The organism is Intrasporangium sp. (genome assembly GCF_040414665.1).
GTDB lineage: Bacteria > Actinomycetota > Actinomycetes > Actinomycetales > Dermatophilaceae > Intrasporangium.
The window spans coordinates 43,245-69,520 of sequence record NZ_JBEDUL010000174.1; the positions used below are offsets into that span (position 1 = coordinate 43,245).

Here is a 26,276-nt window from a genome sequence, read left to right on the forward strand (position 1 = left end):
GGGACAGCGCTCACGAAGCCTTGCCGAGGGCAGCCGTGCCGAGACCGCTTGGGTGCACGGCGCGCTCGATCTGGTCGAGCACGTGCCGTCGTTCCGCGGTGGCAGCCTCGGAGTGCGCGGCCGCCCCGAGGCAGATTCCCAGGATCAGGAAGGGGAGGGAGACCTGGACCGCGACCCAGAAGAGGTCGAACTCGCTCTGCACGAACCGCGCAAGCAGGACGAGCTCGGCCAGCATCCCGTAGGCCGGGTCGATCCGTCGGGCCGCGAGCCAGGTGCCGACCAGGAGGACGAGGAACGCAGCAAGTCCAACGACCCCGGCCGAGGTCGCGGTGTCCATGAGCGCGTTGGGTGGCTGGAACGCCTCAGGGAAGCGGTCGGTGTACCACCACCGCAGGCCCACTCCGAACCACGGGTCGGTCTGCCAGATGGCCATCGAGTCCCCGAACCAGGTGACCCGCTGGAAGAAGGAGTTGAACTCGTTGCCCGACTTGATCTGGTCCTGCACCATCACGCTGACACCCGCGAGCGCAGGGATGATGGCGAGCAGGATGCCTTTGGACCTGCGGTGCGTCGTCGTCCGGCGCAGGACGAGGACCGACACTGCGACGGCCAGCGCGATGATGGCCTGTCGGGACTGCGTCGTCAGCAGGGCCGCGGCAAGAAACCAGAATCCGAGCAGCGCCCAGCCGCGCCGCCACCCGGTCCAGGCGGGTCGCACGTAGAGCACGACGGCCATGAGAGCGAAGACCGTCCCGATGGCGTTCTTCTGGACCCCGTACGGCCAGCTCATCTCGACCGGTCCGAAGTCGCCCCCCGCATACTGGGACCCGGCGTGGACCAGGGTGATCAGAGCAAGGAGCAAAGAGGTCACGACGAGGATGTTGAGACCCAGGACGGCTCGCCCGCGCCGCCCCAGGGCCCAACCGACGACGACCGCCCCGAGGACGAGGAGGCCCGCGTGGAACCACTCCACCACGTTTGCTGTGTACGGATGGCGGATCACGGTGAACAGGGTCGCGACCTGGTAGATCACACCCAGCCACATCACCTGCCGCATGGCGGGTGACGTGCCGCCGAGGAGCACGAGCAACGACGGCACCAGTGCCACCGCGAGCAGCGCGTCGGCGATGGTCAGGTCCACTCCACCGGCTCCGATCCGAGCGGTGACGATGAGAAACGGCAGGCAGGCGATGGGCACCAGGACGGGATCGGCGGCAACGAGGCCGATGAACAGGATCACTCCCGCCACGAGCAGCGGAAGCATCGGGTCACTCGCAAGCTGCCGACCGATGAGCAGCAAGAGGCCGAGCAGACCCATGGTGAGGACGACGCGGGTGACGAGTGGGAGGATGCGGCGCAGCGTCATCGAACCGCCGTCCCTTTGAGCCTGGCCTCGACCCGGAGCGGTCCACGCACGTAGGTCGCGACGCGAGCCAAGGCCGCCCGGCCCGCCGGACCGCCCCGAAGCCCGCGCACCGTTGACCCGGCGATCTGCGCGCACCGTGCCAGCTGCCAGCCGAGCCGGCCGAAGTGCTTGCGGTAGTACCGTTCCTGGCTGGCGTGGAAGTGGGCCTCCCGCCGTCTTGGGTCACGACTCGTCGCGGCTCCGACATGGAGGGCGGTCACCTCGGGCACCATGGCATGGCGCCAGCCTCGACGGGCCGCTCGGTAGGCCCAGTCGGTCTCCTCCGCGTATAGGAAGAACGACTCGTCGAACCCACCCAGCTCGGCGACCGCCTCGGCGCGAAGGAGCAGAACCGCGCCGATCGCGAACTCGCCGGGTCGCCACCGGCCCAGGCCGACCGCGTCGAGCCAGGCGCCGAGGGGAGAAGGAAAGGGCCACATGGCGCGTTCCTCGTCACCATCGGCGTCGCGAATGCTCGGGCTGACGCTCGCGAGATCGGCGCTGGCGCGCAGCGCCTTCTGGAGCTGCCGGAGGTCGCTGGGCTCGATGACCGCGTCCGGATTCAGCAGGAGCACATCGGAGCTCGCAGACCGTCGCTCTCGCAAGCCGATGTTGACCCCAGCCGCAAACCCGCCATTGTGGCCAGGGTCCACATAGCGGATTGCCAGGCTCGCGCACAGCTCACGCACCGCCTCGGACGACGAGTTGTCGACGACGGTGACCGCCTCGTCCCGCAACGGCTCGAGCGCACGGCGGAGGAGGTGTGGAGCGCCGTAGGCGACCACGACGACCTCAACGGGCGGAGGAGACTGCCCCGAGCCCAGCACACCACTGTCGGCCGTGCGGGGTCCGAGTGCTCTGAGATACAGGGCTTCCTGCAGTCCCGCGACGGCGGTCCAGCTCGTCGTCGCCGCCTTGGCCACGCCCGCCTCGCGCATCAGTGCGGCCGTCTCGGGCTCCGTGCCAATGGTGAGCAGGGCCCTTCTCAGGGAGCTCGAGTCACCCTGAGGGACCAGCATTCCGGCATCGCCCACAACCTCTGGCAGCGCGCCGCTGTCACTGGCCACGACCGGGGTCCCGCACGCCATGGCCTCGACGGCGACCCGGCCGAACTGCTCGACCCACGAGGGCGTGGTCAGCGAGGGCATCGCGAGGACATCGAGCGAGCGGTAGAACTCAGGTAGGTCGACCTGTCCGAGCGGGCCGGCGAAATCGACACGCTCGTCGATTCCTGCGGCGGTGACGCGGGCGCGAAGCGACTGCGCCAGCGGTCCCCCACCCGCGATGCGGAGAAACAAGCGGGGGTCACCGGCGACCGCCTCGAGCAGCACGTCAACGCCTTTGTGACTCTCGAGACGTCCGACGTAGCCGACACGAATGCGGTCCGGCGCTGGCTCGTGCTGAATCGTCCCGTTGGGCAGGCAATACCTCGAATCAGTTCCGAGTGGGATGTGAGTCGCTGCGCACGCCAAGCCCTTCCGCTCGACGATCCGCCCGGCGGCGACGTTGCAGACACTCACCCCAGCAGCATGACGCAGCGCCCAGCGCTCCAGCCAGCGAAAGGGGACGGGATACGTCTTCTCGAGATTCTGGGCGGAGTACAGCACGTAAGGAGCCTTCTGCCGCCGAAGCGCACGGAGCAGGAGAATCTCGGCCGTGCTCAGGGCGAAGGGCTCCTCGTGAATGTCGATGACATCCCACCGTTCGCCCAGGGCACGCCAGATCGGCCGCGGGTCGTAGACGAACAGCGCCGGATGGCGCCCGAAACTGCGCACGCCCTGCACCGGTTCTCCCGGGCGTGGCTCCAGACGGACCGGCGAGCCGCCCTCGTCCCACGCGAGTGCGGACAGCAGCTCGACCTCGTGACCACGGGCGCGCAGTGCCCGTTCTCGCTCTCGCCAGGCGTCGACGACGGCGCTGTGCGACACCCGCAGAACCCGCAATCGACAACTCCCCAGCCGTGTGGAACGACGCCTTGAGCCACTCCGATACTGCTCAACGTGACCTTGCCACGCAGATGATATGGGAGGATTGGGCCCTCAGTAAGCACACCCGTAGTCGCAGTCTTGCCGTTCGCATGCCCGAGGGGGGCCCTTGACCATCCGTGATCTCCTCGGTGTCATTCGCACGAGGTGGCGGTTGATTGCGCTCTGCATGCTGGTGGTCATCGGCGCGACCGCGGCAACGACCATCGTGACGACGCCAGTCTATGAGGCGACCGCCAGGATCTACCTCGAGACCGAGAAGGCGGCCAACGACCGAGCCACCGGCAGCTATGCGATCACGCAGAAGGACCTCAACACCTACGTCGCCATCCTCGGCTCACCCGCCGTCCAGGACCCGCTGCGCGAACGGCTTGGGCTGGCGCCCGGCACCGAGCTCAACGTCGGCGCCACCGTCGCAGAGCTGACCAACATGCTCGATGTCACCGCGCGGAGCTCCGACCCGCAGCTGGCGGCCGCCCTGGCCAACACCGCTGGGCCGGTCCTTGCCGATTCCGCGCAGCAGTTCTCGCCGTTGCTGGCGAACAACAACCAGATCGTCACAGCGACCGCGGTCACGCCGGCGGTGCTGCCGAGCGAGCCGATCTCGCCGAAGGTCAAGACGAACCTTGCCCTGGCCCTGTTGGCTGGCCTCGTCGTCGGCATCGGCGTCGCCCTCATCCGGCACCTGTCGGACACGAAGGTGCGTGGCGAGGACGACGTGAGGGAGCTGTCCGATCGACCGATTCTCGGCACCATTCCGCTCGTCAAGAACGCCGGTCGGCCGGTCCTGTCGATCGCCGACGAACCCCACTCCCACCACGCTGAGGCGATCCGCCGACTGCGCACCAACATCTTGTTCGTTGACGTCACGACCCAAGGGCACTCATTCGTCATCACATCGTCCAACCCGGGCGAGGGCAAGACGACGACGTCGGTGAACCTCGCGCTCGCGATGGCTGATGCAGGGTCCAAGGTGCTCCTCATCGACGGAGACCTGCGCAACCCCACGGTGGCCAAGACCATGGGAATCGAGGGTGGGTCGGGTCTGACCACCGTGCTGCTTCGGCGAGCAGAGGCCCTCGACGTCGTCCAGCGGTGGCGCGACACCAGTCTGTACGTCCTTCCTGCCGGCCAGATCCCGCCGAACCCGAGCGAGCTGCTGGGTTCGGAAGCAATGTCCCTGCTCTTCCAGAAGCTCTCCCAGGACTTCGACTACATCCTCGTCGACAGCCCACCGATCAACCCGGTCATCGACGCGGTGTTGCTGAACCAGCTGACCCACGGCCTGATCATGGTCGTCGCTGCGGAGCGGACGAAGCGGCGGGAGCTCGAGGCCGCGCTGCGTTCCCTGAAGACCGTCGACGTCCCGGTGTCCGGCTTCGCGCTCAACCTGGCGACCGCGGCCAACTCCCTGGCCTACCGCTACGGCACCTACGGATACGGTCAGACCGGAGTCATGCACAGCAGCCGCGCGGAACGAGCCTCGCGGAGCAAGGCAACACGTCGAGCGAGTCGCGTTCGCTGAAGCGGCACAGCAGCGGGCGCGCCATGCACCGCCCGCCCGCCGCCAGCGCTGCTCACTCGCCGTGATCGATCTCCACCAACCCCTGCCGTGCGAGCTCTGCCACGAGTGCGCCCACGGCCTCGTCGACTGTCTGGTCTCCCGGCGCGCCGAAACGCGCCGAGAGCTCCACGCCGATCGAGCGCAGCGTCGCGCCAGCCTGAGTGAGGGCCAGAATGGTTCGTGCGATCGCCGACACCTTGAGGACTCGCGAGCGCGCTCCGCTTTCAAGGAGGACGACGGCCCCGTCGTCAAGCTCCAGCAGGTCGACCAGTGGTGTCGCCCGGACGACGTCGTCTGTCATCGGCGGCCTCCGACGGTGTCCCGCACGAGATCGGCGAGGTCGGCAGCCTCGGCATAGCGAACGAGTCGGAAGCCTCCCGTGGACTCCCCCAGTGCGGCGAGTCGGTGCAGCGGTCGCTCCAGCCGCGTCAGCGACGACGCTTCCGGTGCCAGCAGGAGCAGGGCGTCGGCGACGTCCAGCGGCTCGACGGACACACCACGCACGGCGGGGTCTCGTCGGATGAGCACGACTCCGGCGACCCACGGATCATCTCGCGGCTCTCGCAGGCCGAGGTCGTCTGGGGCGTGCTCGACCTTGGCTCGGCCTCCCGACGGAAGGCGCAGCGTCAACGGCTTGGGATAGGGCAGGATCCGACCCTCCTCGGTGATCCCGACCGTCTCGTCGGTGAGGTAGCCGAACTCGCGACCGAGGACACGGCTCAGGGTCGTCTTGCCCGTGCCGCCAGGCGCGACGTAGACAAGGGACGCGCCGGTGTCCGGGTGGCACAGAGCACCGGCATGGAGCATGAGGAGCCGGCCCGCCTGGGCGCTGATGAGCGCGGCAGTGATCCGCTGAGTGGATCGCGTCAGCGCCCGCGCGGCTACGTCACGACTGGCCTCCGGGCGAACGTGCGCGACGTCACCCGCCACGTCGACCGTGCCGGCATCGACCTCTCCCGTGGTCCCACCTTTCGGCACAGGCGCAAGACACCGACGCCAGACGCGCTGGAACTCCTCGACCAGCACCGGTGCTGCCGCGCCGAGGACGACTCGGACCCGCGCGCCGAGGGCGTGCAGCTCGACGACCTGCACTGCGGCCGCGGGGAACTCAGGGGACGTGGCGGCTGCAGGGTATCCGCCCGTTGGCGTCACCGTTGGATCAGACATCGTGATGGACCAGCACCCCGTGGGCGACGAGCTCATCGAGGAACGCCTCGACATCGTCGATGATGTCATCCGCCCGTAGGCCCACTGCGGCCGCGACGCGGCCAGCGATCTCGCTACGCGTGCCTCCCCCCAACGCGTGCCCCCAGATGAGCGCGGCCGAGTCCGTGAGCACCATCGGCGGGCCCTCGGGAAGACGGGCGACGTACCACCGACCTGCGTCATGCACGTGGCCGACATTCGGACCGATGCCGTATGCCGCTGAGCCCCTCACGCTCGTAGCCTCTCACGAGTGTGGGTGGTGGCGTTTGAGCTTGCCGCCATGCCGAGTACGCAGCGCGCGAGCCTCCTCGGCGAGGCCGCGGAGAGGTCGAGCCACGAACTCCCTCAAGGTCTCCGCCGTGGACGGCGTGTGCCCGAGTCGGACTCCGAGGTGATCGGTGTTGACGAGCGGGGCTCGCATCGCGACGTGCAGCCGGTCGCGCCAACTGCGGGCCGCCTTGATCCGCGCCACCCACTCCTCCAGTCTCGTGCCACCATCGCGGGCGATCCGCCACAGCTCGTAGTCCGGGGCACCGCGGAACCGCTCCAGGTCCCCGGTGGCCGAAGCGAAGGCGACCTCGGCATCCAGGTCGGCGACCAGCGCCTCCATCTGCCGGCGACGCTCGGAGGTCGCCTGTCCCCACACGGCATCGACGTCAAGCCTCCTGGCATTGAGGCCGCCTCCCCGGGCAGCGTTGAGCATCAAGATGACTGACTGGGCCACGGGATCGGGAACGGGGCAGGGGACACCAGCCAGCTCTCGGCTGCCTCGACGTGCCCACAGCCGGTCGAAGGCGCCCTCCGGGACCTCGGTGATTCCCGGAAACGATCGATGAACGTCCGCGTGGCCCCAGTAGGCGTGCTGGAAGGTCGCCGCGTGCCCGAAGGGCGAGCCGGTCTCGAAGCTGGTGACCCTCCGCCAACCGCGCGCGGTCATGATCTCGATCAGGGGCTCCACCTGCTGGGGACGAACGAGCAGGTCGGCGTCGGTGCCCGACTGGCGATCGCTCCGGAGTGCCGGGTCGACGGCAACCCCCTTGATGTGCAGGACGTCGATCCCAGCCTCATCGGCCATGACCTGCAAGGCGGCGTGGGCCATCGCCACGCGCACGCGGATGGGCAGCACGACCTCGGTCAACGTCAGCCTCGCACCAAGCGAACGCGGACGAGGGCCGCAGCGGGCTCAACGCCCGCGCGGCCCTCGTCCGTCAATGCAACGAGAGTCAGCAACCAGCCGCGGTGGCGCTGGGCGGGGTGAGGCACATCTGGTTCTCGGGGAAGGGGAACTTGCACGACCCACCGCCCTGCGGGGTGGTCCACGACTGCCCCACGACATTGCCGGACGTCACGCCGATCTGACCCGATCCGGCAGCGCCACACGAGGATTCGTTGACCCAGTACTCGACGGTGACCGCCACGTCGGTGCTGGAGCTGTCGGTGCTGGCGTTGGAGAACACGCCGTAGACCTTCTCCTGACCCGGCGCCAAGGTGATGCAGTCGATGGTCTGCGGCGGGCACGGGCTGGCGAGCGACGGGTCGGTCACGCCGACGAGACACTGGTCGACACCGCCAACCACGATGTTGGTGACGCGGAACGAGACCGTCGTGTCCAAGGTGTTGACGAACTGCCCCCACAGCACGTAGCCCTTGTTGTATCCAGCGCTCCCCCAAGAGTTGCCCGGCAGCTTGCAGGCCGTGCTGTCGCCGAAGTCGATGACGATCGGCGGCGAGGCGGCCAGGGCCGGCGTGGACTTGGCGATGAGAACGGCTGGCACCGACCAAGCGGCCCCCTTGGCGACCGTGCGACGCGAGATCGTGCGTCCGGCACCGCCCGGCTCAACAGTGTCTGTCATAACGGAAGTCTCCCCACAGTCGTGAGTCCCGCAGACCTGCGGAACCAGCGCAAAGCCTAGCAGCGACAACCGTCGCGCTTGGGGAGGTTCCTCACATTCTCGCAACGATGCCGGGCGGCCCTCAACGTACGATTCGGTCGTGACCACGGCCGCGCTCGTCTCCCCCCTCCTCCTCTCCCTTGTGCTCGCCCTCAGTGGAGGGGCGAAGCTCCGGGCCCCGCGTTCCTCGGCGGCCGCCTTCGACGCCTTGGACGTACCCCAACTGTTCTCCAGCTCGATTGTGCGGCAGGGGCATCCGTGGCTCGAGATCGTCCTTGCCGTCGCACTGTTGACGCTGCCCGGAGGGTGGCAGCTGGCCGCCGCTGCCCTGGTTCTCGCGCTCCTCGTCACGTACCTCTGGCTCATCATCAGGGCGCTCTCGTCCACCGATCCCGTGGACTGCGCGTGCTTCGGCGCCATCGGGTCCGACCGGGTGACACGGTGGACCGTCCTGCGCAACGCATGGCTCGTGCTGCTCGCGGTCATCGGCGTCCCAGTCGCGATGAGTGACGCATCGGTGCTGGCCCGACTCGTGGCGCTCGGATCCGAGGCCTGGTGGTTGGTCGCCGTCGTAGCTGGCGTCGTGACCACCGCCCTCGTCATGGCTCGGCCGAGTTCATCGTCCTCTGCCGCGGACGAGGTCACCGTGGACTCCGCGGACGGCGAAGGGGAATACCTCCGGCGCCCGACGCCTCACGTGCCTGTGTCGCTGGCGGACGGCACCACCCTGAGCGTTCGAGCGCTGGCCCAGCACCGACCTCAGCTGCTGGTCCACGTCTCAGAGCTGTGCGGCAGCTGCTCCGCCACGGTGGCCGCAGTGCCGGGTTGGCGCGAGATGCTGCCAGAGGTGGACATCCGCCTCCTGCTGCGGTCAGCAGCCGATTCCTCGCCGTGGGCATCAGCCCATGAGCCGCAGACCATCCACGATCCTCCTGGCTACGCGGCGGTGACGATGGAGATGCCCCGGACCCCCTCGGCCGTCCTTCTCGGCGTCGACGGGCTCCTTGCCGGTGGACCGGTCACCGGCCCTGACGCGATCCGAGACTTCGTCGAGGACATCACTCGCGAGCTCGATGCTGCTCGTCCTGCGACGGCTCCCAACGGGTCTGAGGAGCGCCAGCACGTGTGACCGGTCAGGACACCGACCGGACGAGGACGGCCCAGACGATCACTGGTGCTCCCAGAACGAGGACGATGCCGAGGACGCGGAACGCGGCGGCGTGGTTGTAGACGCGCACCATGACTGCGGCGAGAACGCCGATGCCGAAGATCCCGATGGACCAGTTGGCGAACCGTGCGCTCAGCTCCACGATCTCGGCCGACTTCGTGACGTTGGCGATGGTGGCGGCCTTGCCCGCGGGGCCCCACGGAGCCGGCAGGGGCACCTGCGCGAACAGCAGCAGCGCGATCCCGATGAGGTCGGTCTTGAGGAAGGACCTGCGTCGCGCTGCCATCTGGCTGCGGGCGCGGGCGGACGGCAGGACTGACGGGGGCGCGGGCGCCAGCGCGCGAGGCAAGGTCAGCAGGCACCCGGGCAACCCGACCAGCAGCGCGAGCAGAGCGGCATACAGCGTGGGACGAGTGTCGCTCGCGAAGGCCAGCGTCGTGATGACGGGAACGGTGGCCTGGGTGAGCAGCCAGACGTAGAGGGCGAAGACGAGAGCGGCGCCTACGGCGACGCGAAGGTCACCATTTCTGCGCCCACGTCTTCTCGACATGACGGCCAGTGTATGCAGGCCCCTCCACCTACACTTGCCGGGTGGACCGCACCCAGGAACGACCCGAGCCGGACCTGTTCGACCCGCAGGACTCGGAGGACGAGGCGCCCCAACCCGCTTCGCGGCGTGACCGCAAGGAACGCCGACGCAACCGCAAGGTCCTCGTGGCGGCCCTGGTCCTCCTGCTCGTCCCGGTGCTCGCGGTCGGCGGTTACCTCGTCTGGCTCAACCAGATCGTCTCGAACAATGTGAAACAGGCCACCCTGCTCCCGGACTCGGGCCCCGACGCGCAACCCACCGACACGTCCGGCAACGCCGTCGCGCAGCCAGCGGGCAACGGGACGAACTACCTGCTCATCGGCAACGACGCCCGACCCGGCGACACCGGCTCGAGGTCGGACGTCATGGTTCTGGTCCATGTGCCTGAGGACCGCAGCGACGTCACCCTCATTCACTTCCCGCGTGACCTCTGGGTCCCGATCCCGGGAAGGGGTGAGGCGAAGCTCAATGCCGCCTACGCCTTCGGTGGCGCCCCGCTGCTGGTCAAGACGATGCAGAACCTGCTCGGCATCGAGATCGACCACGTCGCCATGGTCGGCTTCGAGGGATTCAAGAAGATGACCGACGCGGTGGGCGGCGTGGACGTCCAGGTCGAGGAGGCCTCGGAGGGCGACGGGAAGGTCTTCCACGAAGGCACCATGCACATGGACGGTGAGACCGCCCTCGTCTTCGTCCGCCAGCGCATGCAGCTCAGTGAGGGCGACATCTCGCGAGGCAAGCGGCAGCAGGCCTTCATCAAGGCCTTGATGCTCGAGGCCCTCAGCAGGGACACGCTCACCAACCCGATCCGGCTCAAGGACTTCCTCGACGCCGCCACCAGCAACCTCACGGTCGACCAGAAGCTCGACGTCGGCACCATGCGGTCCGAGGCCTTCGCCATGCGGAACCTCCGCGGCGGCGATGTGCGCTTCATCACGGCCCCGTTCACCGGCTTCGGCTGGAGCGCGGATGGCCAGTCCATCGACATCGTCGACCAGGTCCGGATGCAGGAGCTCGGCGAGGCGATCCGCACCGACGGGCTCGCGTCGTACGAGTGAGGCGGACCCTCAGGCCTGCTCCCAGGTCGTGAGGTCGGCGCCGCTCACCCACGTCTGGTCACCCACGACGAGCCAGCCGGCCTGCGAAGACGCGGAGATCGCCACGCTGCCAGGCGTGGGCATGGGCGTCTTGACGCACGCGACCTCAGCCGGCTTCTTGCCCCTGACGACCTTGACGACCTGCACGCCCGGACATCCCTCGATGCCCGCCCGAGCGGCGTAGGTGGTCAGGGAGCCGCCCTCGAGCCGGTTGGAGAAGGCGAGCGCCCCCTCCGCCTCACCGGACTCGCTCCAGGTGGCACCACTGTCATTGGTGACCTTCACCGAGCCGTCCAAGCACAGGGCCTCGGCTTGTTCAGCCGAGGTGCGAGACAGGTCCAGGACGTTCTGGTCACCACAGGGCCGGGAGCTGCCGTCCTCGGGAGTGACGATCTCCTTCGGTTGGGCCAGCTTCCTCGCCCACCCGCCCACGAGCGGCCGTGGACCGGTCCACGTCCCTCCGTTGTCGTCCGTGGTGAACTCGTTCTCTCCGCAGCCTCGGTCGGCCCCGACGACGAATCCCGTTCCCGCGGACAGGACCTGGACTCTGGAAATGGTCGTCGGGGGAACCTTCACCTCGTCCCAGCTCGACCCGCCATCGCGCGTGAGGGACAGCGTGGCGCCGCCATCCCGGCAGGTGCCGGTCGTCGCCTTCCAAGCCACATCGGAGTCGAGCCCGACCAGGAGGATCCCGACCGGCCTCGGACGCAGGTTCGCGGTCCCGGTGGGACCAGTCGTGCCGGAACCCGTCGGACTCGTCTGCGGCTGTGAGGTGGAGCGCGGTGGCGTGGTGGATGCTGCGCCGTCCGTCGACGATCCCGTCGGAATTCCTACGGCCGCCGGCGTCACCGGTGGCGGGCGCAAGGCAACGTAGACCAGGACGATATCCACCAACAGGAAGGCGATCAGCCCCGCCGTGATCAGACCCCTCTTCATCCGCGAACCGCTCCTCGCTTCCCGCCAACCCGACCGCCCACGTGGAGACATGGTACGAGTGGGCCGACCCAGCGGCATACGAACTCCTGCTTTGGGCCACGTGGTCGAGTGGCGCTGTGCGAGGCTTGCGTCTCGACGCACCGCAGGAGACCGGGGGCAGGTGGGCGAGTGACCACGACTCCGACGCGTCGTGAGCTGCTCGTCTGGTCCGCAGGGGCGGGAGCCCTGGCCGGCGCCGCCCTCGTCGGCGTCCTCACCACACCGGGGCAGCTCGCCGATGCGGGACTGGCTTCCTTCATCCTGGAGACGATTCCGGCGCCGGCGCGCCAGCTCCTGAACGATCTCGCCCGACCGCTGCTTCCCTACCTGCTGGCCCCGGTCGCCGCCCTGTTGTTCCTTCGCGGCGTCGTGCGCCGGCAGTGGCGCCCCTGCCTGGCAGCCGCCGCAGCGCTGCCCGCGATCCCGTTGTCCATCTGGCTCCGGGACGACGTGGTGCCCAGGCCAGACCTCGGTGTCCCAGGATATGGCTGGAACACCTTCCCCTCCACCCACGCGACGGTCGGATTCGTCGTGCTCGTCGCGGTGGTTCTCTTGTGGCCGGGGCGACCCGGCCGTCTGGGCGTTGCTCTGGCGGTCGCCGCTGGGCTCGCCATCGCGGTCGGGAACGTCGCCTGGTACGCCCACCGCCCGGTCGACGTGCTCGGTTCCTTCGGCATCGTCGTGGCCCCCGTCCTGCTGACACTCGGGCTGACCTTCGGCGGCCAAACCCGTCCGCCACGAGGGACACAAGTCCAGAAGGTGACGAAAGGCATGACATGATCAGGGCCATGGTGGTATCGACCAACCTGCGCCCTAAGGTCGCGATCGCGCACGACTACCTGACGCAGCGAGGCGGAGCCGAGCGGGTGATTCTCGCGATGCTGCGCGCGTTCCCCGACGCCACGGTCCACACCACGCTGTACGACCCTGCGGGGACGTATCCGGAGTTCCGCGACGCCCGGGTCATCACGTCTCCCATCAACCGCATCCGCCCGCTTCGCCAGGACCACCGCCTCGCACTTCCCCTCCTGCCGGGCGCCATCAACCGTCTTCCGATCGACGCCGACGTCGTCATCGCCTCCAGCAGCGGGTGGGCCCATGGCGTGCCGACCACCGGGCGCAAGCTCGTCTACTGCCATGCTCCGGCCAAATGGCTGTACCAGCCCGCTGCGTACTTGGGGCACGAGCCGTCCGCCTCCGTCAAGGGCCGAGCACTCCAGGCCATGACTCCATGGCTGCGACGGTGGGACCGGCTCGCCGCAGCGAGCGCCGACCGCTACCTCGCCAACTCCACGGTGGTGCGCGACCGGGTCAAGGCTGCCTATGGCATCGACGCGGCGGTCGCCTTCCCGCCCTTCGGCGTCTGCGACGACGGGCCGCAACGCGAAGTCCGCGAGGTTGCCGACTGGCGGGACGGCTACCACCTGATCGTCTCGCGGCTGCTGCCCTACAAGAACGTGACCGAGGCGATAGCAGCTTTCCGCGGGTTGCCCAGCCACCGCCTGGTGGTCGTCGGTCACGGGCCGTTGGAGGACGACCTGCGAGCCGCGTTCCCGTCCAACGTGCGTCTGCTCAATGGGCTCGATGATGCCGCGCTGCGATGGGTCTATGCCCATGCGACGACGCTGATCGCGCCCTCGATCGAGGACTTCGGCCTCACGCCGCTCGAGGCAGGAGCGTTCGGGAAGCCGACGCTCGCCCTGCGCGGCGGCGGGTACCTCGACACCGTGGTCGAGGACGTCACGGGCCTCTTCTTCGAGGCGCCCACGCCCGATGCCATTCGCTCCGCGGTCCTTGCCGCATCGCAGCGTCGTTGGGACGGCGAGGCGATCGCCAAGCATGTGGACCAGTTCTCGGAGCCCAGATTCCACGAGCGCCTGACGGCCGAGGTCGAGAGCCTGCTGGCGCACCGGCATTAGGCCGTATGCCGTTGGGCCGGGTCCCCGACGGAACGGCGCTTCCCCCGGGCCTGGTCACATCCCCATCCTCAGGACTTCCACGCACCTGCAGAGCCACGCCGGTAGATTGATGAGCGGTGGCCAGCGGTGTGGAGGATGGATGACGGGTGGGGAAGTCCGGTTCACGGTCTTGACCGTGTGCACCGGCAACATCTGCCGCTCACCCGCAGCCGAGCGCCTGATCTGCCGCGACTGGGCAGCCGGAGCGCCCACGATCGAGGTCGTGAGCGGGGGCACCCGGGCGATGGTCGGTGATCCGATCCAGATCTCCATGGCGCACCTGCTCGAGCAGTCCGGTGCCTACTCCGGCGAGTTCTGCGCCCAGACCCTGACCGGTGAGCTCGTCCACGACGCAGACCTCGTGCTCGGGATGACGCGGCGGCACCGGGCGGCCGCGGTGGCCCTCGCACCAGCCGCGACGTCGCACACCTTCACCCTGCGTGAGTTCGCACGGCTCGTCGTCGACGGAGCGGACGACTTCACGCCCAGCGAGGACCGCGCAGCCTCCTTGCGCCGGCTCGTCGACGTCGCTGCCTCGCGGCGGGCTCCCATCACGGATCCGACGTTGGACGACATCGCCGACCCTTACGGTCAGGGCCTCGACGCCTATCAGCTGGCCTTCTCCGAGATCTCCACGGCGGTCGACACGGTGGGCCGGGTGCTCACCGGCTCGCCGCTCCTGGAGTCAGCTTCTGGTGTCACCGCCGAGCCGTCCCCCTCGGGTCCGGAGGCTCCAGCGCCTGAGCGACGCCGTATCTGGGGCCGACGCCGGTGAGCTGACCTCGCGGCGCGTCTGGCGGATCAGTCGCCCGCCAGGCCGGCGGTGTAGGCCATGCAGGCCTCGAGTGTGGGAAGCAGGCCCTGGTCCGCCGCCGCCTCGAGGGTCGGGGCCGCGGCGTCCTTGTCGGACACGACCGGGACGAAGCCCTCGGGCAGGGCCAGCCCGATCCCCGGGTCCAGCGGGTTGAGGCCGCGCTCGCCCACAGGATTGAAGACCTGCGAGCACAGGTAGACGGCCACGCCGTCCTCGACGCACGCGAGGGCGTGGCCGATCCCCTCGGCGACGTACACCGCCCTGCGGTCGACCGGGTCGAGCCGGACGCTGTCCCATTGCCCGTACGTCGGTGAGCCGACTCGCACGTCGACGACGAAGTCGATGAAGACGCCGCTCGTCGCCGTCACGTACTTCGCCTGAGACGGAGGGACGTCGGAGTAGTGGATGCCGCGGAGCGCGCCCGCGGTCGAGACCGAGATGTTGGTTTGCCGCACCCGCAGCTCATGGCCGATCGCCTCGGCGAGCCGGTCGACCCGGAACCCCTCGGCGAAGGTGCCGCGGCGGTCCCGGAACTGACGCGGCGTCACCTCGAAGGCCCCCGCGATGCTCAGGGGACGAATGTGCACGGCCCGGTCACCGACCGTCGGCAAGGAGCTCGAGCAGGTATCGGCCGTACCCACTCTTGACCTGCTCGTCGGCGTGGCGGCGCAGGACGTCCTCGCCGATCCAGCCGTTGCGCCAAGCGACCTCCTCGACACAGCCGATCTTCTGGCCCTGTCGCGCCTCGATGACGTGGACGTACTGGCTGGCCTCGATGAGCCCGTCAAAGGTCCCCGTGTCGAACCATGCAGTGCCGCGTGGCAGCACGCTGACGGTGAGCTGGCCGCGGCCGAGGTACTCCTCGTTGACGGCCGTGATCTCGAGCTCGCCGCGGGCACTCGGCCTCAGGCCCTTGGCGATCGCCAGGACGTCGTTGTCGTAGAAGTACAGGCCGGGCACGGCGTAGCTCGACTTCGGCCGGGCGGGCTTCTCCTCGATCGACAGCACCTGCCCGGTGTCGTCGAACTCGACGACGCCGTAAGCCGTCGGCTCCGCGACCCGGTAGGCGAAGATGTGGCCGCCGGTGACGTGCGTGTGGTCGGCGAGCCGGGTGCCCAGACCGGGGCCGAAGAAGATGTTGTCACCGAGGATGAGGGCAACACTCTCCGAGCCGACGAACCCGGCTCCGATGATGAACGCCTGGGCCAGGCCCTCGGGCCGCTCCTGCATCGCGTAGGACAGGGACATGCCCCACTGGTGGCCGTCGCCAAGCAGCCGCTCGAACTGGTCACGATCCTGCGGCGTCGTGATGACGAGGACGTCGCGGATCCCGGCCATCATGAGGGTCGAGAGCGGGTAGTAGACCATCGGCTTGTCGTAGACCGGCATGAGCTGCTTGCTGATGCCGCGGGTGATCGGGTGCAGCCGGCTGCCCGTTCCCCCCGCAAGGATGATCCCCTTCATGGTGGCCAAGCCTAGGGCCAACCGTGCGTGCGGCTGGGATAGCGCTCAGCGGCATACGGCCTCGTCTAGTCTCACCCCATGCGTGTACTCGTGACCGGCGGGGCCGGTTTCATCGGGTCGAACTTCGTGCTTCGGGCGGGCGAGGTCCGCCCGGACTGGCGGCTCACCGTCATCGACGCGATGACCTACGCGGCCAACCGGGCCTCCCTCGAGCCGGCGTTGAGCAACGGGGACGTCACGCTCGTCGAGGGCACCATCGCCGACGCGGCGCTCGTCGACGAGCTGGTCGCCGCCAACGACGTCGTGGTCCACTTCGCCGCCGAGTCGCACAACGACAACAGCCTCGACTCGCCGTGGCCGTTCGTCGAGTCGAACGTGGTCGGCACCTACCAGCTCCTCGAGGCGGTCCGCCGGCACGACAAGCGTCTGCACCACATCTCGACGGACGAGGTCTACGGCGACCTCGAGCTCGACGACCCGGACCGGTTCACCGAGCAGACGCCCGTCAACCCCTCTTCCCCGTACTCCGCGACCAAGGCCGGGGCCGACCTCCTCGTGCGTGCCTGGATCCGTTCCTTCGGGATCAGGGCGACGCTGAGCAACTGCTCGAACAACTACGGGCCGCGCCAGCACGTCGAGAAGTTCATCCCCCGCCAGATCACCAACATCCTCGAGGGCACCCGTCCGAAGCTCTACGGCTCCGGCCTCAACGTGCGCGACTGGATCCACGTCGACGACCACAACGACGCCGTCATCGCGATCCTCGAGCAGGGCCGGCTCGGCGAGACCTATCTCATCGGCGCGGACGGCGAGCGCAACAACCGCGACATCGTCAGGATGCTGCTCGAGCTCATGGGTCAGCCGAGCGATGCATACGACCATGTCAACGACCGGCCGGGCCACGACCTGCGCTATGCCATCGACGCGTCCAAGCTGCGCAGGGAGACCGACTGGCGCCCGCGCTACCAGGACCTCCGGGACGGGCTGGCGCAGACGATCGACTGGTACCGCGCCAACGAGTCGTGGTGGCGCGACGCCAAGGTCGCCGCCGAGCAGACCTACGCGCGGCTCGGCCGGTGAGCGAGGGGCTGCGCGTCCTCGTCACGGGTGCGGGAGGCATGCTCGCGCACGACCTCGTCCCCGCCCTCCGCGCCGCAGGTCATGTGGTCACCGCCGTGGGTCGTGAGGACCTGGATGTGACCGAACCCGCCGAGTGCAGTGCGGCCGCGGCAGGGCACGACCTCGTCGTCAACTGCGCGGCCTGGACGAGAGTCGACGACGCCGAGAGCCACGAGCCGCAGGCCTTCGCGGTCAATGCCGTCGGTGCCGCCAACGTCGCCCGCGGCGCTTCCCGTGCGGGGGCCCGCCTCGCGCACCTGTCCACCGACTACGTCTTCGACGGACAGGCCACCATGCCGTATGCCGCTGAGCACCCTCCCAGCCCCCGCTCGGCGTACGGACGCACCAAGCTCGCAGGCGAGTGGGCGGTGCGTGCGTTGTGTGTCGACAGCTGGGTCGTGCGGACCGCGTGGCTCTACGGGGCAGGCGGGCCGAACTTCGTCGCGACGATGCTGCGACTCGCCGGAGAGCGCGAGACCCTCGACGTCGTCGACGACCAGCACGGCCAGCCGACTTGGACCGGAGACCTGGCCGACCTCATCGTCCGGATGGTTGCCGCTGACGCGCCCGCCGGCACCTACCACGGGACCTCCTCGGGCGAGACGACCTGGCATGGACTGGCCCGAGCGGTCTTCGAGGCACGCGGCCTCGACCCGAAGCGCGTGCGACCGACGACGAGCGCTGCGTTTCCCCGCCCCGCCGCCCGCCCGGCGTACGGCGTCCTGTCCCACGCCACTCTCGACGCGGCCGGCGTCATCCCGATCCGCGACTGGCGCGCAGCACTCATGGACTACCTCGCGGACAGCCCGATCGAGTGAACAGCTTTCAGTCAACCGGGTTGGGGCTGTGAGCCGGGCCGGGCTCCTCGGTGGCCCCCGGACTGCGCAGCACCCGGGCCGCCAAGGCGTGCGCCGCCTCGACGCTGCGCACGAGGTCACCATCCTGCATCAGGTAGCTGGTGAGGAAGCCGGCGTTGAAGGCGTCACCAGCACCGGTGAGGTCGCGCACGTCCTCCACCGGATCCACAGGCACCGTCGCGAGGACCGCTCCGGCCTTCATCACGCTCGTCGCCTCCTTGCCTCGCCGGGCCAGGAGCACTGCACCGGGGAACCGGTCCAATCCGGCACCCGGCCGATGCCCGTCGACCAGATCGAGGATCGTGCACTCGTCCTCATTGGCGGAGATGAAGTCCGGCCGGCACCGCTGGACGAGGTCGACGAAGGCCTCGACGCCGTAGTGCCGGATCAGGCCCGTCGACGACACATCGAAGGAGACGAGGCCGCCACGCTCGTGCTGGCGCGCCACGGCGTCGAGCACCGCGTCCGAGGTGGACCCGGACTCGAACGAGTAGGCGGTCACGTGGAGGACCTCCACGTCATCGAGCCACCCCGGGTCGATGTCGACCAGCTGCGTGTTCGCTCCGCGGGACGGATACATCGTCCGCTCGCCCTGCTCGTCGATGAGCAGCACGATCATCCCCGTGCTCGCCCTCCGGTCCACCTCGAGGCGGACGTCGACGCCATGCCCGGCGAGCTCCTCCCGCAGGACGTGCCCGCCGAGGTCGTCACCGACGCAGCCGATGAAGCGCGTCGGATACCGCGGCCCGGCAAACGCGGCCACGTTGGCGGCTGACCCGCCTCGACGCATGACGATCTCGGACTTCGTGTCGGTCGCCTTGCGCTGGGGTTCGAGCTGCCAGACGACGACGTCCTGGACGATGTCGCCGATGACACCGAGCACTAGGCGCCCCGGTCGGCCGGGGTCGCCTCGACGAGGGCCGCGGCGACCTCGCAGGCCAGCCGGATGTTGTTGCGGTAGAGGGCAACGTTGGCGTCCAGACTGCGGCCCTCGGTGGCGCGGCGGATGTAGTCGAGCAGATAGGGAGTTGAGGCCTGGCCGCCGATACCGTCCTTCTCCGCCGCGGCCCAGGCCGCCTCGATGACACCGTCGAGCTCGGCCGGGTCGAGCTGCTCGGCCTCGGGCACCGGGTTGGCGACGAGCACGCCGCTCGGCACGCCGAGGGCACGCTGGGTGGTCAGCACCGTGGCGATGTCCGCGGGCGAGTCCACGCGGGCGTTGACCGGGTAGCCGGAGTCGACGACGTAGAAGCCCGGATAGCGGTTGGTCCGATAGCCGATGACCGGCACGCTCAGAGTCTCGAACCGCTCGAGCGTGGCCGGGATGTCGAGGATCGCCTTGGCCCCGGAGCTGATGAGCACGATCGAGGTCCGGGACATCGCGATGAGGTCCGCCGACTCGTCGAAGGTCTTCTCCGCCCCGTGGTGCACGCCGCCGAGGCCGCCTGTCGCGAAGACGTCGATACCGGCCGCGCGCGCGAGGAAGGCTGTCGCCGCAATGGTCGTCCCGGCGTTCTTCTTCGTCACCGCCCCCAGAGCGAGCTCCCGGATCGAGGCCTTGTCGGCGTCGTCGTCGTCACCCAGCTCACGGATCTCGTCCGCCGTCAGGCCGACGACGGGGGTCCCATGGTGGACGCCGATCGTCGCTGGGACGGCTCCGGCCCCCCGGATGATCTCCTCCCCCTCGAGGGCCACCTCGACGTTGCGCGGACGGGGCAGCCCATGGGTGAAGATGGTGGACTCGAGCGCGACGACGGGCCCACCGGCGGACAGCGCCTCGGCGACCTGCGCCCCGATGCGGATGGACGACGGCACGGGCGGCGTGGGTGGACTGGTCGACATGGCGTTCCTTTCGTCGAGGCCTCACCCCGAACCCTAAGCCCGCCGCCCGCGCCGCGTGTCAGCTTGCCGCCTGCTTGACGAGCTCGGCGATCTGCTTCTCCACCGCCTGGGTGAGCTTCACGATCGCGAACGACGTGGGCCACATGTCGCCCTCATCGAGCGCCGCGTTCTCCTGGAACCCCAACGTGGCATAGCGGGCCTTGAACTTCGCCGCGTCCTGGAAGAACACGAGCACCTTGCCGTCCTTGGCGTAGGACGGCATGCCGTACCAGAGCCGTGGCGCGAGTTCCGGGACTGCCGCCATGATCACCTCGTGGACCCGTTGCGCCGTGGCACGGTCGGGCTCCGGCAGGTCGGCGATCTTGTCGAGCACGGACTGGGTGTCGTCCACCTTGGACTTCTTGCCGCCCTTGACGGCCTTGAGCTCCTGTGCGCGCTCCTTCATCGCGGCGCGTTCCTCCGCAGTGAACGTGTCCGCGCTCGCGTCTTCCCGCCTGGTCGTCTTTCCTGAAGTTGCCATGCGTCCATTGTTGGCCCCCCAAGGGCCGGTGCGCTTCTCCGAAACTGACCGAGTGCCCCGGAGCGCGCCCGGCGCGGACTCGGCGGTGAACGGGAGCGAGCCCAGCGGCCTACGGCCTGCTGGGCGGGTCAACCATGAGGCCGACGAGCCCGACTCACCTCCCGGTTGACGGCCCACGCGTCGCCCACCGGGCCGAGATGACGCAGCTTGTCCGGATTCACGACCCCGCGGATCGTCTGGATCCGGCCATCGAGGATGTCGAGGGCCAACGTGCCGAGGACGCGCCCCGATCCGTCCCGCACGATCGCACCCGGTTGGCCGTTCACCTCATGCGGCTGGACACCCAGCTCGACCGCGCCGATGGCGGGGATGAGGCCCTCGAGGACCCGAACGACGCGATCGAAGCCCCTGACGCCCTTGGTGAAGGCCGGCGCCTTGCCCCCGCCGTCCCCGATGATCTGGACATCGGCGGCCAGCAGTTCCTGCAGCTCATCGACCTCGCCATCGCGGAGGGCGGCGAAGAACCGCTCAGCCAACTGCTCGCGCTCGCGCCGGTCGGCATCGAACCGCGGTCGCCCCGCCTCCATGTGCCGTCTGGCCCGGGACGCCAGCTGACGACAGGCGTCCTCGGATCTGCCTACGGCAGAGGCGATCTCGTCATAGTCGAACCGGAACACGTCCCGCAGGACGAACACGGCCCGTTCGAGCGGGCTGAGTCGTTCGAGGAGCAGCAACGCGGCCATCGACACGGAGTCAGCGAGCTCCGCCGAGCGGGCCGGGTCCTCGTAGGGGTCGGCAACCAGCGGCTCCGGGAACCACGGTCCGACGTACTTCTCCCGACGGACCCGCGCTGAGCGCAGGACGTCGATGGAGATCCGCGTGACCACGGCCGAGAGAAACGCCTTCGTCGAGACCGGTTCCGTCTCCGTCGCCTCGAAACGCAGCCAGGTCTCCTGCACCGCATCCTCTGCTTCGACCACGCTGCCGAGAATCCGGTAGGCGATCGCGAAGAGCAGCGGCCGCAGCTGTTCGAACTCCTCGGCCCTGCCTTCGACCCTGATCACCCGAGCTCCTTCTTGTACCCCAGCCGCCACGACGGGTAGCGCAGCTGCCAGCCCAGCTCGCGCTTGGCCTTGGCGTTGGAGAACCCACGCCCCTGCGTCAGGATGCCGACGGCCATCTCCCCGGCCAGCAGCCGGACGAGCCAGGCCGGCAGCCGACGAGGCGGTTTCGCCCCGGCACACTCCGCGAGGTACGGCAGCCACTCGCTCGCCGGCGCGGGCTCGTCGTCGACGATGTTGTAGATGCCCGAGGCCCGTTGCTCGATCGCCAGGACGGTTGCGTCGGCCGCGTCGTCGATGTGGACCCAGGACGTGTACCCCGTGCCGCCCCCGACCAAGGGCACGAGTCGCTTCCGCACGAGCCGGAGCTGGTCGTCCCACGCACCCGGCCCATAGAACCCGCCGTATCGCAGCACGACCCCACCAACCCCGACCACGGCGTCCTCGAGGTGCTCCAGCGCCTTCGTGCCCTCGATCACCTCGAGCGGGTCCTCCTCGGTCTTGACCCAGCCGCCCTCGCGCTTGCCGTTCATGCTCGCGTGGCTCTGTGCGACGAAGTGCGCCACGCCGGTTGCCTCCGCGGCGGCGAGCAGGTGGTCGTTGCCCTCGCTGCGCAGCCGATTGGTCACCGCGAAGAAGCGACTCGCGTCCCTCAGGTTGACCTTGCCGGCGTGCTCCTCCGACAGCCCGGTCATCTGGTTGACGACCACGTCCGGGTGCGCTGCCGCGACCGCCTCGCCGACCGCTGACGCATCGAGGCCGTCCATGACGACCCCGTCCGCGCCGAGCCGCTCGAGCAACCCCAGCTTGGCTGGGCTCGTCGTCGTGGCGGTCACCTGGTGCCCCTTGGTCACGAGCTGCGGGATGAGCCGCCGTCCCATGACTCCACTGCCTCCGGCCACGAATACACGCATCACTGTCACTCTCCTCGTCAATAGTGGCTCCTACCACCCGAGACGAGGCAGCCGGCCTGTCCGTGACACGGCCACACGCCTGGGGCCGTATGCCGCTGAGCCGGCTCAACGGCATACCGTCGCTCTGTGTTCCGCTGGGTCAGCCGGGGAGCCAGGCCGTCAGGGACTCGGAGACCCGGGGCTGCGTGAAGAACGAGCAGTGCCACGTGCCGGTCTCGGACGTGAGGTGGAGAGAGCGCTCCTCGTGAACCCGGAAGCCGCGGGCTCCAGCAACGAAGCCGACGCCTTCGGAGGGGACCACCCCGTCGTTGGCCCGGTCGCCGAAGATCTTGTCGAGTGCTGAATCAGGGAGGCGCCACAGCGCGGCGAGCGAACCGGTGGGCTCGAAGTCGGCATCCATGGCATAGAGCCGCCTCTCGTCCGGCGCCGCGGAGGCGATCCCGGCAAGGAACTCGCCTCCGGGCCGCATCGCCGCCAGTCCGGGAAGTCCGCCCATCGCACCCTGACCGATGATCTTGACCACCTCGAGGACGGCGTCGAGCACGTCGAGCACGGCCGACCAGGGCCCCGGAGGAACGAGGTTGAGCAGGGCCGTGACCCGGTCGACGAAGGTGCCCAGGTGTTTGCCGTCCGCGAGCGGGGTCCCGGCGTTCGGACTGGCGACGAAGATGGTCCGTCCGATGGTCAGTCGCCCCTCCGATCGATCGGCAGCGCCGGCCAGGGCCCGCGCCACCAGCCCGCCCCGGCTGTGGCAGACGAGGTCGACGTCGACGGCCGAGTCAGGCCCGAGCAGACGCAGGAGGCCCAGGAGGTCTCGGGCATTGCCGACCGGATCGACCGACAGGGTCGGGTGGTCGAGCGCGAACATCCGACCCTCGTAACGCGCGGCGAGGGTCTCCATCGTCGCCGGTGGCAGGGCGCCGAACGACCCGTGACCGGTGCTGAACGCGCCGTGGAGGAAGAGCAGCGATCGCCCGGCCGTCAGCCGCGAGGCGTCGAAGCCGTCGCTGGCCGCAGCCGAGCCGTAGGCCGCCGGGCCGAAGTCGCGCAGCTGCGTGGGCCGGTGCGACCCCTCCCACCTGCTCGCGATGAGCTGCGCCGCGGCGCCGACGAGCTCGTCGACGATCGCGTAGACGAGGACGGAGAGGATCTTCTTGCCGATCAGGGTGATCAGGGACCGGTCCCCGACCGGCGGGTCCTCACCCTCGGTGACGTGGGGAACTCCGACCGCACTGGGCACGACGAAGCGGATGGTCGCACCACCTCCGCGCGAGACGTCCCCGGGCGAGCCGCCCTGCGCTCCCGGTGAACCCGCCCGGCTCCTCGACTCCGGGTAGTGCCAGCTCGGCACTCCCGCCTCGTCCACCAGCAGCAGGACCTGGCCCCTCGTCGGGCCGAGGTCGGGGACGTCGAGCACCAGTCCGGGCTCGCCCTCGGCTGTCCGGATCTCACCCGCGCGTCCTGCTCCTCCACCAGCCCGGGGTGCGGCCGTTGCGTCGATCTCGACGGCCACGGCCTGTCGCATCCCGGCCCGGGCCAGCGCGTCGTCCCACCCGCGTGTCGTTCGCTCCGGCTCACCCGAACGACCGCCGAGCGGACCCTCCTGGAGGACGGCACGTCCCCGCAGCCCAGGCGCGGTGATGACGATCCCCCGCCCCAGGTCGACTCGTCGCGCGCTTCCGTCCAGCTGTGCCATGCATGCCTCCGATCTGAGCAGCGAGCGCGGTCACGACTAATCGAACGTCAGCTCCGGATGCCCGTAGAAGACGTAGGCCAGCGGCGTCGCCGTCTGCTGGTCCCAGGCGCTGGCGTAGCGGGACCGGAGCTGCCGCAACGACTCGGACACCGAGGTCCCCTTCTGCAACACCGCCTGGTAGAACTCCTCGGCGAACTGGCGCGCCACGAGGTCGTTGACGTTCCACAGAGGCGCGACATAGCCGCTGCACCCCTCGGACACGAAGGCTCCGGCGAGCCCGCCGTAGTCGCTCAGCACCGAGCCCGCCGTCCCGACCTGGCAGGCATTGAGGAAGACGAAGGGCTTGGTCTCCCGGGTCAACGAGGAGCCTTGGACGACGAAGGGATCGAGCCGGTGGTCCGAAGCGCTGAGGATGATCCCGGTGTACTGCTGCATCGTCGGGCTCACCTCCCCGTGTGCGGCGACATGCACGGCCGTCGGCCCGAAGGGCGCGCCGTTGCGCTCGAGCTCGTTGCTCAGCAACCGCCCGAAGTCATCCTCTGTCGCCTTGAGCGGGAGGCCACCGTAGGCGAGCGCGATCGCCTTGCCCTCGTCGATGGCCTCGGGGAGGGGACGCACGTTCGTGTCCGAGGCGTAGTCGCCGATGACGACGGCCAGACGCTTCGCCGAGGCGGTGGTCGGCGGCGGCGTTGCCGGGCGATCGCCGCCGCGGGGCGTACGGGTGATGGGCGGCACCCAGCGACCTACGCGGCACAGGCAACCCAGCGGCATACCAACGCTTTCCCCCGGCGCTGCGGGAGGCAGGTCGGCCGGGTCGAGGATGTCGTCTCCCACCCACGCCAGCTCCCATGGGACGTACGGCTCGTTGGTGACGATGAGGATGGACGGCACCTCGCCGGCGGCCTTCGCACGGTCCCACACCTCGGCGAACAGGGTCCAGAACTCCGCTGGCATCGCCCCGGTGACCGCTCGACCGATTCCGGTCACCGTCTTGCGCAGGAACGGCGAACCGACCTGCGCTGGAAGCTGGTTCATCAGCTGGACCGCGAACTCCCGCGCGGACTCGTTGCCCAGGTCGGTCGTGATCCGCGTCGTCGGCAGGGCTACGTCGCTGTGCCGCGTGTGCAGCAGCCACTCCAGCTGAGCGTCGCCCTGCCGGTTGCGGACTTCGACGGTGATGTGCGGCGCGGGCACGTTCGGCGTCGGGGCCAGGCTCGTCCCGCCCTGGAGGGGCGGCGCGGGCGCAGCCGGTGGCGCAGTCGCGCCCACGTGGACCTCGCGCCAGGCGCGCCCGACGACATTGCCGCCGAACTCGTACGACACCTCGACGACGCGCACCTGGTCGCTATCGACCGGATCCGCGACGACCGCGAACGTCACCGTGGCTGCCTCCGGCGCGGACCGGGACACGGCCAACTCGCGCCGGACCCCCTGCGGGAAGTCCAGCCCGTGGCCCATCACCGACACGACGAACGGCAGCATCTCCTGCTCGCGCGGCACCACGACGGTGAAGACGGTCGCACCGGGCGCTCCGGTCAGGCTGAAGCCGACCGCCACGTCGAACTGCTCGCCAGCCTGGACGGCATCCGGCGCGCCGACGCGCGGGAAGGCCTGGAAGAGGGAGTCGCCGTATGCCGCCGGGCTGGCTTCCAGCCCCGTCGTGGGCTCTGGGCGTGGCTCGGGAGGGGCGGGGGCAGCAGGTTGGTCGAGGCCTCGGGTACCGCCTCCGTTGCGCGTGGGACCGCTGCCGCCGCGGGTGCCCTCCACGCCACCGCGGGTGCCCTCGACGCCACCGCGCGTGGTGCTGCGCCGTGGGACGAGGACGCCGATGATGTCGTCTCCGTCTCGGACGACGGTGATGCCCCGAGCCGCCACGCGCTCGGCCTCCTCCGCGGACGTGGACTGCAGGTCCACCTGCGGGCTCGCCTGCCACTCGTGCAGGTTGAGGGCGAGGGTCAGCGTCGGTGCGGGGTTGCCGCGCAGTGCTGCCCTGAGGGTCCCGACGCTGAAGTCGTAGCAGTAGGTCGCTCCCTCCTCCTCGCGACGGACCACCACGGACGCATCATCGGAGAGGGACGAGAGCCGCTGGAGGGCGACGTCCGGGGTGAGAGTTGACGGCAGCACAGTCGCAGACATGAACATGGCGGCTC

Annotated in this window: 26 protein-coding genes; 8 read left to right on the forward strand and 18 right to left on the reverse strand. The window is 69.4% G+C overall.

Features of this window, described 5'->3' with window-relative positions:
• Positions 1-10: 10 nt before the first annotated feature.
• Both ABF401_RS19570 and ABF401_RS19575 read right to left on the reverse strand, forming a co-directional pair.
• Positions 11-1,366: an O-antigen ligase family protein gene (locus ABF401_RS19570; protein ID WP_353511263.1), complete on the reverse strand. Its 1,356-nt coding sequence runs from the start codon at positions 1,364-1,366 to the stop codon at positions 11-13.
• On the reverse strand, positions 1,363-3,333 hold the full coding sequence (locus ABF401_RS19575; protein WP_353511264.1) for a glycosyltransferase: 1,971 nt from the start codon (positions 3,331-3,333) through the stop codon (positions 1,363-1,365). Before ABF401_RS19575 ends, ABF401_RS19570 begins: the two co-directional genes overlap by 4 nt.
• A 166-nt stretch (positions 3,334-3,499) precedes the next feature.
• Here ABF401_RS19575 and ABF401_RS19580 point away from each other — a divergent pair, with 166 nt between their 5' ends.
• Complete coding sequence (locus tag ABF401_RS19580) at positions 3,500-4,915, forward strand: tyrosine-protein kinase domain-containing protein (protein ID WP_353511265.1); 1,416 nt, start codon at positions 3,500-3,502, stop codon at positions 4,913-4,915.
• 52 nt (positions 4,916-4,967) lie between these two features.
• On the opposite strand, the gene ABF401_RS19585 is transcribed toward ABF401_RS19580, so the two are convergent.
• The 5 genes from ABF401_RS19585 to ABF401_RS19605 form a co-directional block, all read right to left on the reverse strand.
• Positions 4,968-5,255 carry a PqqD family peptide modification chaperone gene (locus ABF401_RS19585; protein WP_353511266.1) on the reverse strand — a complete coding sequence of 96 codons (288 nt, stop codon included), beginning with the start codon at positions 5,253-5,255 and terminating at the stop codon, positions 4,968-4,970.
• A complete protein-coding gene (locus tag ABF401_RS19590; protein ID WP_353511267.1) occupies positions 5,252-6,121 on the reverse strand; it encodes a hypothetical protein in 870 nt (289 codons plus the stop codon). Before ABF401_RS19590 ends, ABF401_RS19585 begins: the two co-directional genes overlap by 4 nt.
• Positions 6,114-6,392 carry a PqqD family protein gene (locus tag ABF401_RS19595; protein WP_353511268.1) on the reverse strand — a complete coding sequence of 93 codons (279 nt, stop codon included), beginning with the start codon at positions 6,390-6,392 and terminating at the stop codon, positions 6,114-6,116. The genes ABF401_RS19590 and ABF401_RS19595 overlap by 8 nt, the downstream gene beginning before the upstream one ends.
• Before the next feature lie 12 nt (positions 6,393-6,404).
• Positions 6,405-7,298, reverse strand: coding sequence for a nucleotidyltransferase family protein (locus tag ABF401_RS19600; protein WP_353511269.1), 894 nt, complete (start codon positions 7,296-7,298; stop codon positions 6,405-6,407).
• 85 nt (positions 7,299-7,383) lie between these two features.
• Complete coding sequence (locus tag ABF401_RS19605) at positions 7,384-8,013, reverse strand: hypothetical protein (RefSeq protein WP_353511270.1); 630 nt, start codon at positions 8,011-8,013, stop codon at positions 7,384-7,386.
• Between the two features lie 139 nt (positions 8,014-8,152).
• Between ABF401_RS19605 and ABF401_RS19610 the strand changes: the two genes are divergently transcribed.
• Positions 8,153-9,181 (forward strand): MauE/DoxX family redox-associated membrane protein, encoded by a 1,029-nt coding sequence (locus ABF401_RS19610; RefSeq protein WP_353511271.1) that lies wholly within the window; start codon positions 8,153-8,155, stop codon positions 9,179-9,181.
• A 4-nt stretch (positions 9,182-9,185) separates the two neighbouring features.
• On the opposite strand, the gene ABF401_RS19615 is transcribed toward ABF401_RS19610, so the two are convergent.
• Entirely contained in the window at positions 9,186-9,770 is a 585-nt protein-coding gene (locus ABF401_RS19615) for a hypothetical protein (RefSeq protein WP_353511272.1), read from the reverse strand.
• A 41-nt stretch (positions 9,771-9,811) separates the two neighbouring features.
• Between ABF401_RS19615 and ABF401_RS19620 the strand changes: the two genes are divergently transcribed.
• Complete coding sequence (locus tag ABF401_RS19620) at positions 9,812-10,867, forward strand: LCP family protein (protein ID WP_353511273.1); 1,056 nt, start codon at positions 9,812-9,814, stop codon at positions 10,865-10,867.
• Positions 10,868-10,876: 9 nt separating this feature from the next.
• On the opposite strand, the gene ABF401_RS19625 is transcribed toward ABF401_RS19620, so the two are convergent.
• Entirely contained in the window at positions 10,877-11,842 is a 966-nt protein-coding gene (locus tag ABF401_RS19625) for a beta propeller repeat protein (RefSeq protein ID WP_353511274.1), read from the reverse strand.
• Between the two features lie 168 nt (positions 11,843-12,010).
• On the opposite strand from ABF401_RS19625, the gene ABF401_RS19630 reads away from it, so the two are divergent.
• From ABF401_RS19630 to ABF401_RS19640, 3 genes are all read left to right on the forward strand, one after another.
• Positions 12,011-12,661 carry a phosphatase PAP2 family protein gene (locus ABF401_RS19630; protein WP_353511275.1) on the forward strand — a complete coding sequence of 217 codons (651 nt, stop codon included), beginning with the start codon at positions 12,011-12,013 and terminating at the stop codon, positions 12,659-12,661.
• 8 nt (positions 12,662-12,669) lie between these two features.
• Positions 12,670-13,800 (forward strand): glycosyltransferase, encoded by a 1,131-nt coding sequence (locus ABF401_RS19635; RefSeq protein ID WP_353511276.1) that lies wholly within the window; start codon positions 12,670-12,672, stop codon positions 13,798-13,800.
• A 139-nt stretch (positions 13,801-13,939) separates the two neighbouring features.
• Complete coding sequence (locus ABF401_RS19640) at positions 13,940-14,614, forward strand: arsenate reductase/protein-tyrosine-phosphatase family protein (protein ID WP_353511277.1); 675 nt, start codon at positions 13,940-13,942, stop codon at positions 14,612-14,614.
• 26 nt (positions 14,615-14,640) lie between these two features.
• Here the strand turns inward: ABF401_RS19640 and ABF401_RS19645 are convergent, their stop codons facing one another.
• Together ABF401_RS19645 and rfbA are read right to left on the reverse strand one after the other, a co-directional pair.
• Positions 14,641-15,240 carry a dTDP-4-dehydrorhamnose 3,5-epimerase family protein gene (locus ABF401_RS19645; protein ID WP_353511278.1) on the reverse strand — a complete coding sequence of 200 codons (600 nt, stop codon included), beginning with the start codon at positions 15,238-15,240 and terminating at the stop codon, positions 14,641-14,643.
• A gap of 7 nt (positions 15,241-15,247) precedes the next feature.
• Positions 15,248-16,117, reverse strand: coding sequence for a glucose-1-phosphate thymidylyltransferase RfbA (gene rfbA / locus ABF401_RS19650; protein WP_353511279.1), 870 nt, complete (start codon positions 16,115-16,117; stop codon positions 15,248-15,250).
• 78 nt (positions 16,118-16,195) lie between these two features.
• Between rfbA and rfbB the strand changes: the two genes are divergently transcribed.
• Complete coding sequence (gene rfbB / locus ABF401_RS19655; RefSeq protein ID WP_353511280.1) at positions 16,196-17,197, forward strand: dTDP-glucose 4,6-dehydratase; 1,002 nt, start codon at positions 16,196-16,198, stop codon at positions 17,195-17,197.
• Positions 17,194-18,054 carry a dTDP-4-dehydrorhamnose reductase gene (rfbD, locus tag ABF401_RS19660; protein ID WP_353511281.1) on the forward strand — a complete coding sequence of 287 codons (861 nt, stop codon included), beginning with the start codon at positions 17,194-17,196 and terminating at the stop codon, positions 18,052-18,054. The genes rfbB and rfbD overlap by 4 nt, the downstream gene beginning before the upstream one ends.
• Positions 18,055-18,061: 7 nt before the next feature.
• On the opposite strand, the gene ABF401_RS19665 is transcribed toward rfbD, so the two are convergent.
• From ABF401_RS19665 to ABF401_RS19695, 7 genes are all read right to left on the reverse strand, one after another.
• A complete protein-coding gene (locus ABF401_RS19665; protein ID WP_353511282.1) occupies positions 18,062-18,976 on the reverse strand; it encodes a carbohydrate kinase family protein in 915 nt (304 codons plus the stop codon).
• Positions 18,976-19,935 (reverse strand): pseudouridine-5'-phosphate glycosidase, encoded by a 960-nt coding sequence (locus tag ABF401_RS19670; protein WP_353511283.1) that lies wholly within the window; start codon positions 19,933-19,935, stop codon positions 18,976-18,978. The genes ABF401_RS19665 and ABF401_RS19670 overlap by 1 nt, the downstream gene beginning before the upstream one ends.
• 58 nt (positions 19,936-19,993) lie before the next feature.
• Positions 19,994-20,455: an iron chaperone gene (locus tag ABF401_RS19675; protein WP_353511284.1), complete on the reverse strand. Its 462-nt coding sequence runs from the start codon at positions 20,453-20,455 to the stop codon at positions 19,994-19,996.
• Positions 20,456-20,583: 128 nt separating this feature from the next.
• Positions 20,584-21,519 (reverse strand): RNA polymerase sigma-70 factor, encoded by a 936-nt coding sequence (locus ABF401_RS19680; protein ID WP_353511285.1) that lies wholly within the window; start codon positions 21,517-21,519, stop codon positions 20,584-20,586.
• Positions 21,516-22,430, reverse strand: coding sequence for an NAD-dependent epimerase/dehydratase family protein (locus ABF401_RS19685; protein ID WP_353511286.1), 915 nt, complete (start codon positions 22,428-22,430; stop codon positions 21,516-21,518). Before ABF401_RS19685 ends, ABF401_RS19680 begins: the two co-directional genes overlap by 4 nt.
• Positions 22,431-22,569: 139 nt before the next feature.
• The gene (locus tag ABF401_RS19690; RefSeq protein WP_353511287.1) at positions 22,570-24,126 is read right to left on the reverse strand and encodes a DUF7379 domain-containing protein; all 1,557 of its coding nucleotides are present in this window, start codon (positions 24,124-24,126) and stop codon (positions 22,570-22,572) included.
• Between the two features lie 36 nt (positions 24,127-24,162).
• Entirely contained in the window at positions 24,163-26,262 is a 2,100-nt protein-coding gene (locus ABF401_RS19695; RefSeq protein WP_353511288.1) for a TCAD7 domain-containing protein, read from the reverse strand.
• Positions 26,263-26,276: the final 14 nt, after the last annotated feature.